Annotated in this window: 7 protein-coding genes; 3 read left to right on the plus strand and 4 right to left on the minus strand. The window is 56.0% G+C overall.

The window, feature by feature from the left end; all coding sequences use genetic code 11:
- Positions 1 to 377: 377 nt before the first annotated feature.
- Genes CK944_RS20500 through CK944_RS20515 form a run of 4 tightly spaced genes read right to left on the minus strand, consistent with a single transcriptional unit; the run spans position 378 to position 5,168 of the window.
- Positions 378 to 1,250 carry an HNH endonuclease gene (locus tag CK944_RS20500; RefSeq protein WP_103174918.1) on the minus strand — a complete coding sequence of 291 codons (873 nt, stop codon included), beginning with the start codon at positions 1,248 to 1,250 and terminating at the stop codon, positions 378 to 380.
- Complete coding sequence (locus CK944_RS20505; protein ID WP_103174919.1) at positions 1,240 to 2,850, minus strand: ATP-binding protein; 1,611 nt, start codon at positions 2,848 to 2,850, stop codon at positions 1,240 to 1,242. The genes CK944_RS20500 and CK944_RS20505 overlap by 11 nt, the downstream gene beginning before the upstream one ends.
- 12 nt (positions 2,851 to 2,862) lie before the next feature.
- Positions 2,863 to 3,273: an EcoRII N-terminal effector-binding domain-containing protein gene (locus CK944_RS20510; protein WP_103174920.1), complete on the minus strand. Its 411-nt coding sequence runs from the start codon at positions 3,271 to 3,273 to the stop codon at positions 2,863 to 2,865.
- Between the two features lie 2 nt (positions 3,274 to 3,275).
- Complete coding sequence (locus CK944_RS20515) at positions 3,276 to 5,168, minus strand: DEAD/DEAH box helicase (protein WP_103174921.1); 1,893 nt, start codon at positions 5,166 to 5,168, stop codon at positions 3,276 to 3,278.
- Between the two features lie 434 nt (positions 5,169 to 5,602).
- On the opposite strand from CK944_RS20515, the gene dcm reads away from it, so the two are divergent.
- Genes dcm through CK944_RS20530 form a run of 3 tightly spaced genes read left to right on the plus strand, consistent with a single transcriptional unit; the run spans position 5,603 to position 8,543 of the window.
- Entirely contained in the window at positions 5,603 to 6,835 is a 1,233-nt protein-coding gene (gene dcm / locus CK944_RS20520; RefSeq protein WP_103174922.1) for a DNA (cytosine-5-)-methyltransferase, read from the plus strand.
- Between the two features lie 31 nt (positions 6,836 to 6,866).
- A complete protein-coding gene (locus tag CK944_RS20525) occupies positions 6,867 to 7,283 on the plus strand; it encodes a very short patch repair endonuclease (protein ID WP_239986188.1) in 417 nt (138 codons plus the stop codon).
- Positions 7,284 to 7,301: 18 nt separating this feature from the next.
- Positions 7,302 to 8,543 carry a type II restriction endonuclease gene (locus CK944_RS20530; protein WP_103174924.1) on the plus strand — a complete coding sequence of 414 codons (1,242 nt, stop codon included), beginning with the start codon at positions 7,302 to 7,304 and terminating at the stop codon, positions 8,541 to 8,543.
- Positions 8,544 to 9,315: the final 772 nt, after the last annotated feature.

Consider the following 9,315-nt stretch of genomic DNA (forward strand, 5'->3'; position numbering starts at 1 on the left):
TTTGCCTTTTTGTATAGGCTAATGGGCTGCCGGATGAAGGAGCGGAGCTAGAAGGCCGCAAGGTCTTGTTCCATAAAACGAATTACTGATGAAAATCGTAGGGTCGGGGGACGCGCTATCCTGAAATGCGACTTTCTGTGCTCAACAATGGGTTGAGCCATGAAAGGATCATAGGAATGAAGGTTCGGTTTTCCCACCTTTCCTTCTCGGAACGCCGCAAGATCGAGCGCTGGCGGCAGATGAAGCTGAGCCCTGACCGGATGGCCTGCAGGCTTGATCAATCATATCTGAAATCGTCCGCAAGTTATGGCGCAATTCCTCTAGGCCGGCGTGTCCACTCCGGTTGCAAAAGAGGCTTGCTCGGCGGTGTACTTTGATTAGCCGATTGGTTGCTCGTCTTGATCTACAATCATAGCCTTCAGTTCACCCACAGAAAACGGTGGTCTCCGCCGATGCGTGACGGAATGGCAGTTGGGACACAGGGGTATCAGATCCGTTGCCGGATTAATGATGTAACCCTCGCCAACAGTCGACACCGGAGTGACGTGATGAACTTCTATCAGCCCCGCAGCCGCGGTCCCATAACGTTCCGCCATATCGAGCTCGCAGACCTTGCAGGAGTAGCCGTGAATGGCAAGAGCGGCCGCACGGTTGCGCCGATCGCGCTCGTAACGATTGACCTCGATCCTTATTCTGGCGCCTTCCGGCAGCCCGATGATATCGGGTGCTGCTTCTTCATGTTCGCTGCCTTCAACCTCTAAAGGCAGCAGCGCGAGCACGGCTGCGGCTGCCCGTGAGGTCCACAGCTCAATCTGGCGCATGTCTGCTTCAGCGTCGCCTTCATTTATAGCGAGCATACCCCTGCGAATAGCCAGACTCAGACTGCGCCATGGCGCGTTCCAGATTTCGCTGTCGTCGGGATCGCGCATTCCTCCATTGAGGGTCAGAACTGTTTCAGCGCCAGCGTCACGGCAGGCCCGGAGAATCGAAAGGAAAGTGCTCCGCCCCGTTTCATCAGCTGAACCCATTGCCTCCATTAGGTCGCCAGAGAAGTTGCCTGGGCGGAAATGGATGTCGAGGCGACGCCATCCCACAATCGTGCGCAGGGTAAAGGTCTGACTAGCCGGATGACCCGCTGGCTGCAGTTCCAGCCAGCGGGTTCCATCCCTCTCGCGTCCTTCCGTTCCTGTGAACTCCAGACCAGTTTCTGCTGAAATCCGTTCCGCCAGCGAGCGTGGATCAGGCGACATTCTGCTCCACGTCCGGCTCCGGAAGCGTTTCCACCAATTTTTCGAGAATGCGGGAAATGACAAAGCGCATGTCCGTGAACATGGATGCTGTGCTGTCCTGCACAGAAGAATATTCTGCGACGGCAAGCGCCCACATCAGCGAGTCCAGTCCCTGCATTGTGACACTGCGGTTGAGGTTTGGGAGGTAGACTTTGTGGTAGTAAGGGTGCGTCGTGTTGATTTGAACAGCTTTATGACCTTCAATGAGGGCAGGCTGGAAAAGTAACCCGTTGGTAATACCGTCGACAGGCTGGACGAAGACCTCGCCGGGCCGTTTTGCTGATGCAATGGTCAGCTTCAGGCGTGTCTTGCCATGCTTGTTCGTGATGACAGCCTCTCCGGTGTTGGGATCAGCGACGTGGACTTCCGGCCCGCCCGCAGCTGCCTCACGGTTCCGGATATTGTTGTTCGAGGTATCGTGTGCGCCTTCACCCTTCTTAGAAATTTGCTTCTGCTGGCCTTCGCGAGAACGTTTGTTTGCTTCACGGCGCGGTGCCGGCAAAAACTCGGTCTTCAGCCAATCTGCTAATTCCTCATTGAGAAGAATCTGCGATTTTTTAATGTCGAGGTGGAAAGCATCGTCGAGCCGGTGATCGAACGAGAATTCGACACGCAGTCCCGTAAGGTGCGGTTCCTTTTGGTACAGGCCCAGCCAGTCAGCATCGTGGATCAGCCGGTTTTCCCGATAGATGTAGATGCCCTGCCGGTCATTCGAAAGCATGGCTGCAGACGCAGCCTTGTCATCAGGAAATTCTTCACGCCGTGGCAGAATAAAAGCGCGAATGATGAACGGAGCGAGTCGGCCGTCCGGAAGTTCAGTTTCGATGGTGTCTTGAGCGACCAGTTCCGACAGCTTGCTCTGGAAGGGATCCCAAGCCGGAACCGGCTTGCCGCAAAGTTCAATGGAAACGTGTTTGGCGCGGCTATCTCCAGCATCAAGGAACCGTTGATAGACCATCGAAAGATGGTGCCTCAATTCGTCAATTCTTGCCTGTAAAGCTTTCTGCGCAGGCCGTCCCGCCGGGTCCTGATAATCCTTGATAAGACGGTCGACTTGCTCCCACAACACGACAGTGCCAGCATGGCCCGGTGCAACCTCATCCAGCTGCTCGACGGCCTCCGCATCGCATTCTTCATTAAGTAGCAGCGACCACTTGTTGACCTTTGCTACATGGTACAGGTCCCACGTCGCCATAAGTGGCGGTGTTTTGCCATCTGGCCGGGAGATCACTGACAGCCTTTTGCAAAAGGCTGTGGAAGCTGTCTTCAAACCGAGGCCGTACTTGCCGAGGCTGGCTGCACTCGGACGCGCCTTGGACCCATACTGCATGGCATTGATGAGACCCTCGCGATTCATGCCATCGCCGTTGTCAGCGATCATCAGGCGGATGTTGCCGCGCATGTCGGCGGTGAGCCACAGTTGAACCTTGGTCGCATTTGCGGCAATGGAGTTGTCGACGATATCGGCAACGGCCGTGTTGAACTCGTAGCCGGTGTCCCGCAGGCCGACAATGACCCGTTCCGGATCGGGCGGAAGCTCGATTTCTTCAAGATGGCTCATCTGTTCCCCCTCTTAAATTTGAACGACACGCCAGCCCGTGCCAAGTTTTAAAACGCCACTGGTCCGTTCAGCAGGCCGCTTCCGCTGATACGAAACATGGTAGCGATCATCATCACGCGTGAGAATAACTTCATCTCCAGCAGCCAGACCTGCCTGCCGGATGTACTTCGTCATGTGGGTCAGCCGGTACTCGTTGCGTGTACCGTCGAAAAACTTGTTATTATAGTATATAAACGCAAACTCCCAGAATGTGCCGCCGTCATCAACAAAGCGCAGGTGAACACGGGGATTGTACTGTTGTGGGTCGAGCTTCGGGAAGAATGACAGAACATCCTCTTTGCGGGGAACAAGGATGCCAGCTTGGTGAGCACCGTTCTCACCTGTGTCATTAGCGCTGAGAACCTTCGCAATTCTGTCTGACATATCTATCCGCCTGCCCGTTTCGATGGCGACCGGCTCAGTGCCGCAACGATATCGCCGTAATCATCGTCCCTGCCTTCCACGCCAATAACGGCCGTGTTGGAAAGCTCGCGTTTCCGCGTCAGTCGCTCATCCACCACATCCTCAACGGTATCGGCAACAAGCAGCCTGTGCACCGTGACCGGAAGCGTCTGGCCGCGCCGGTATGCCCGTGCCGAAGCCTGATCTTCCAGAGCCGGGTTCCACTCGGGATTGTAGTGGATCACGTGGTTGGACGCGGTGATGTTGAGCCCCGCCCCACCTGCCTTGGGATTGAGTACGAGGGCTGCTCCACCTTGGATGGAGCTGAAGCGGTCGATCAGGGGTTGGCGGTCATCTATCGGGAGGCGCCCGTCGATCACGCCCGCGAAGGCACCGAAGCGCCGTTTGACATGCTGTGCAATCATGTCGGCCATGGCTGTAAACGACGTGAAGACAATGACCTTCTCGCTCTTCGAGAAAATCTCATCCAGAATTTCATCCAGACGCCGGAATTTGGAGAACGACATGGGATCGGCAGTTGCCGCCGAGCCATCCATCAGTGCCGGATGTGCACAGAAGCGACGTAGGGATGTAAGGGCGACAAGCGTGGCAGCGGCCCCATATTCCGCAGCGATCCGGTTACGCTCAGCATCATAGGCGACCACTTCGGTTTCATCCAGTTCCATCACCTGCGGAATGTCGATCCGCGGCGGCAAATCCTGCGCAACATCGACCACCCGGCGCCGAAGCATTAACGGCGAGACCTGAGGTTCCAGTCGTGCCGCGCCCTCCCTATCGTCAGGGAATTTGGCCTCGAAGGTTCTGGCGTCGCCCAGGTGGCCGGGAAGCACGAAGTCCATGATGGACCACAGGTCGAGCAGCCGGTTCTCCACTGGAGTACCGGTTACAGCGAGCCCAGCATCCCGACGCAGCCGTTTGACAGCTTTGCTGCGCTTTGCTTCGGGATTCCGGATGTTCTGTGCTTCATCAAGGATGACAGCCTTCCAGTGGATCATGTTGAATAGGCTGTTATCGCCAACTGCGTTGTCATACGATGTAATCACGACATCGTGGCCCTGCAGGTCGGCGGGCCGACCGGTCCGGAGGGGCCCATGGTGCTTCAGAACCTTCAGGTGCGGCGCGAATTTCGCCAGTTCACGGCGCCAGTTTTCTAGAAGCGATCCTGGCGCGATAATCAAAGCGGGAGCAAGCGGAGCTCCACCTGAATCGCTGAGGGCACTGATAATTTGGAGTGTTTTGCCTAACCCCATTTCGTCGGCGAGTAAGCCTCCCAGCCCTTCGGCCAACAGGAACTTCAGCCAACGCCAGCCAGACAGCTGATAGGGGTAAAGTGTTGCATTGACGCCTGCAGGAACGTCATCGCTAGCCAGTGCAAATGCGAAAGGTGATATGGGCATTTCAGCCAGACCGTCCTCAACAACCCCACCCTGTATCGCCGCTTTGCGGATGGCTAGGAAACCTTTCAGGGATCGGGCAGGACCAGTTGTCGCGTCAGCCGCTTGAAGCAGCTCCAGAACCTCTCCGGCGGAGGCGGGGTCGACCGGGTACCAGATGCCCTTCGCTACGTGATGTCCCCGCTCCAAATCCGACGTCTGCAGCTGCAACGTGACTCCCCGACTAGAGGCGGAAATAGAATAGGCGGGTGTACCGGTCTCGTCTTGGCGGATCGCAATAACTGGCATAAGCGGATAGGGCGACGCCCGCAGCCCATCGCAGTTCGTTGGAACCCAGTCTTCTGCAGGCTTCCGCTCAACAAGCGCCTTGTAAATTTCATCAGTATTCGGAACGCGCGCCTGTCCGGCCGGATCCATCAGCCAGAGTTCATTTCCACGTAAATCCCAGCTGCCTTTACTCATGGCTGCCTGTACTCAAGATCCTCAAATGCGCCTCATACTTTGAGCACGTTGCAGGAAGAAATTGCCAGCATTTTGTTAATTTAGTACAAAATATTATTGGAAAAGCTTGCGACATACGGACGCAGATCGGGGCGGCGTTTTTCGACTCCTTCCTCCTGTCCAGGTGCTGTCGGAGCCGTTCTCGTTCTCGGGCAACGTGTTCATTGAAGTTTAAAGAAAACTAGGAAGATGGATACAGCCTCGGCCGCCGGACGCCCTGACTGCACCACAAAACCGCAACTGCGCTGCGGACTGCATCCGGCTCACTGTGCTAGCATTGTGTGATGGTTAGCCGCCACAGTGCGCCGGAGATGAGTGCACTGTTTCCAAACCGTTCTTGCCACGTGAGTCATTCTCTGCCATCACGTCAGAAAAATACCCAGCGGAGCGGCAGCATGAAGAATGATTTTGACAACCTTCTGCAGCAGGCAGGATACTCAGTCGCTGAAGCTGCGCAGATCCTTGGATACTCTGAGGGGCACATCTACCGCTGGAAACGCGGAGAGGAAACTCCTCGTGAAGCTGTAATGGCGCTCCTGCGGAGCGAGATTAGGCTTCGGGTGAAGCCAGTGCAGGACACGGCCTTCTCCTTTATTGATCTTTTCGCCGGGATTGGCGGTTTACGTCGCGCCATGGAAAGCGTCGGCGGCCGCTGCGTCTTCACGTCAGAATGGGACAAGTACGCGCAGAAGACCTACCACGCGAACTACCCGGACAACCGCGAGATCGCAGGCGACATCCGCGAAGTCGCCGCACAGGACGTACCTGAGCATGACGTGCTGGTTGCAGGCTTTCCCTGCCAGCCGTTCTCGATTGCCGGGGTTAGCAAAAAGAACGCATTGGGCCGTCTGCATGGCTTTGATGATGAAACCCAAGGAACCCTATTTTTTGATGTACTGCGCATTTTAACGTATCATCGACCGGCGGCTTTCATGCTGGAGAATGTTAAGAATCTGCGCAGCCATGACAAGGGCCGTACCTTCGAGGTTATCCGGCGCAAATTAGAAGAAGAGTTGGGCTATTCTATCCATTTTCGTGTTCTTGATGCCGGCCACTTCGTACCGCAACACCGCGAGCGCATTGTCATTGTGGGCTTCCGGGACAAGGTTTCGTTCAGCTTTGATGACCTGAAGTTGCCCAGCTACGGCGCACGCCGCCTGAAAACGATACTGCATCCTGAGAATGGCCTCGAAGCCCCTGAGGGACATTTCACGGAGGGGCCGGACGCTGTTGTGAGCGCACGCTACACCTTGACAGACAAGCTCTGGGCCTATCTTCAGGGTTACGCTGAGAAGCACAGGGCAAAGGGTAACGGCTTTGGCTTCGGGCTGGTTGGCCCGGAAGACATCGCACGCACACTGTCTGCACGCTATTACAAGGATGGATCGGAGATCCTTGTGCGACAGGAGGGTGGCAAGAACCCCCGGAGGCTGACGCCACGTGAATGCGCGCGACTTATGGGCTACGACGAGAGCTTCCGGATCCCGGTGTCAGACACCCAAGCCTACAAGCAGTTTGGCAACTCTGTCGCTGTGCCGGTCTTTGCGGAAGTGGCAAAGCTCATGAGGCCGCACATCTTGTCTGTCATGGCGGATAGCTGCGAAGAGACGCTTCTTAAGGTTGGCTGACATTCATGATCCGGCAACCCGCAGCCGAAATATGGCCGCGATCCGGAGTAAAAACACAAAACCAGAGCTGATCATCCGCCGCGGACTTCATGCACTTGGGTACCGCTATCGGCTTCATGACACCAAACTCCTTGGGAAGCCAGATCTGGTGCTTCCGAAGCATCGCGCCGTAATATTCGTGCATGGCTGCTTCTGGCACGGCCACGACTGCCACCTCTTCCATTGGCCCGCCAACCGCGAGGACTTCTGGCGAAGGAAGATCGAGGGAAATATGGAACGCGACCGCCAGCACAAAACTGCGCTCGGGGCCGTCGGCTGGCGCATTGCCACTGTATGGGAGTGCAGTCTGAAGGGCCGGCAGCGCCTCCCCCTGCCCCATCTCATTGACTTGCTTCATATCTGGCTGTCAGGTGATGCTGCGGAACTGGACCTCAGGGGCCGCGACTGACGACAGAGGAAGCTGAACATGGCAACGCACGGACTATTGTCCCGCCACTTCATTGGCGCCGGTGCGAAGATGCTGAAGGGCACAGAAGTCGATCCAACTGTGTCGCGGGGCCATGAATTCCAAGGGGTGGACATCTTCCGTGCTTTTGTCGGCACCCCGGACGCGCGGGAGACGATCCCTGTTACCTACCTCTGGATGGACGATGAGCAGGATGTGCCCTTAAGGCTGGACCTGACCGGCACCTGGTACAACAGCCGCAAGGAAAAGACGCACCGCCCGGCCGAGTACCGTCTCTACTATCCCGCTGCTGCAGAAGGGGTTGTCCATCGAGCCAGAGCGGGAGATACGCTTTTCCTTTGCATGACTGCTAAACGCAGGGTGCTGGCGATCCTCTGCCCGGCAGACAGTTCGATCGAACAGAAGCTCCTTTGGTTGTTTGGTCTCAGGCTGGACGCCGACTTCAGTCTGAATCAACGAAACATCCTACAGGACGGTGACCGAAACCTGGATCTCGCTGCCCGTTACATTCTGGATGAACTGGGCATTGAGGCCGAAGAGCCAGAACCTGCTGCCGTTGACCAAATGGTCGCAAAGTTCGGCACAGTCTTTCCAAGCACAACCATATTTTCAGAGTTCGCACGCCGCAGCTTGAAAACGGTGGATCCGCTGGCGGATCCGGATGGAGCCCTGATTGCTTGGATGGAACAGGAAGAAGCTCTGTTTCGCCATATGGAGCGGCTTGTTGTTGAACAACGGCTGCGCGCCGGGTTCATTGAGGAGGGAGCCGCCGATGTCGAGGGCTTCCTGTCATTTTCGCTGAGCGTTCAAAACCGCCGAAAGTCCCGCGCGGGATACGCATTCGCGCATCATGTAGAAGCTGTTTTAAAGGCTTGGAAAATTCGCTACAAGCGGGAAGCCACAACCGAAAAACGAAACGCGGCTGATTTCCTCCTGCCCGGGGAGGCCGAGTATGCAGACCTGACATACCCTGCTGAGCAGTTGCGCATACTGGCCGTGAAAACGACCTGCAAAGATCGGTGGCGTCAAGTGCTGTCCGAAGCGCACCGCATTGCAGAGAAACATCTTCTTACTTTGGAACCTGCAATATCGCGGACACAAACCGCAGAGATGCAATCACAAAAATTGCAATTGATTGTCCCAAAATCATTGCACGAAACCTATCATGCAGATCAGCAAATATGGCTAGTGGATTTCCTATACTTCCTAAGCGAAGTATCTGGTCACCGCTACTCAGCATAGCGCTGAAGGAGATAATTAGTGATTGACTCTAGGGTACCTCGAAAAATTGCGCTGACCGGGCCGGCGGGGTAGGACGCACCTAAAGCGCAGTGAAATCATGTCGGCAGATCACACATCATCATCGCCCTGCCAAGAGCTCATATGAACGCTTTTCTAATAGGCAGAAATGCTCCTGAGGGGACTGGTACTTGGCCAAAGACGCTCACCTCACGCACCTGCACGCTTTCCAGTTTTGGCAGGTCTTCTAGCGGCATCTTCTTCGATCTTTGCCCTATTGCACGCGTGTATCTATCCCAAAGGCCAGGAATTATATTTTTCATCATGACCTTTCGAGCGAGATTAGCTTCCCACGCTCGCACGGCTCGTACTGCCGCTCTGAACTCAGAACTTGTAGAACCTGCGGCGGTTACTCCAAGGGGAGAGCTATACTGGCTATCGGAACCTTTCTCCGTAGTCAGTTGAAGAACCCCCCGTAGTAGCCCGACCCATCTGGGGTCTTCATTATCCTTCTGTCTGGTCCAAACTACGACCAGTGCACCGTCTGTAAGGCTACGCCGAAGACCGTCTTGCCTCAGCGCCTGATCTCGTCGGCCATGATGCGCTCGATGACGTTGGGCTCGCATTGCTCGTCACGCAGGAACTCGCGGATGCCGCCGTCCCAGGTGCGGATGTCTGCGATGAGCTCCTGCAGGCATTCGATGCCACGGTCTGTGAAGGCCTTGATCCCTTCCTCGGTACCGNTGCCGCCGTCCCAGGTGCGGATGTCTGCGAT

The organism is Paracoccus sp. SY, assembly GCF_002901215.1.
Classification (GTDB): Bacteria; Pseudomonadota; Alphaproteobacteria; order Rhodobacterales; family Rhodobacteraceae; genus Paracoccus; species Paracoccus acridae.

Excerpts from the sequence above, each read along its gene's own strand:
- CK944_RS20500 (WP_103174918.1), bottom strand. The coding sequence starts at position 1,250 with ATGTCGCCTGATCCACGCTCGCTGGCGGAACGGATTTCAGCAGAAACT.
- CK944_RS20505 (WP_103174919.1), bottom strand. The coding sequence starts at position 2,850 with ATGAGCCATCTTGAAGAAATCGAGCTTCCGCCCGATCCGGAACGGGTC.
- CK944_RS20510 (WP_103174920.1), bottom strand. The coding sequence starts at position 3,273 with ATGTCAGACAGAATTGCGAAGGTTCTCAGCGCTAATGACACAGGTGAG.
- CK944_RS20515 (WP_103174921.1), bottom strand. The coding sequence starts at position 5,168 with ATGAGTAAAGGCAGCTGGGATTTACGTGGAAATGAACTCTGGCTGATG.
- dcm (WP_103174922.1), top strand. The coding sequence starts at position 5,603 with ATGAAGAATGATTTTGACAACCTTCTGCAGCAGGCAGGATACTCAGTC.
- CK944_RS20525 (WP_239986188.1), top strand. The coding sequence starts at position 6,867 with ATGGCCGCGATCCGGAGTAAAAACACAAAACCAGAGCTGATCATCCGC.
- CK944_RS20530 (WP_103174924.1), top strand. The coding sequence starts at position 7,302 with ATGGCAACGCACGGACTATTGTCCCGCCACTTCATTGGCGCCGGTGCG.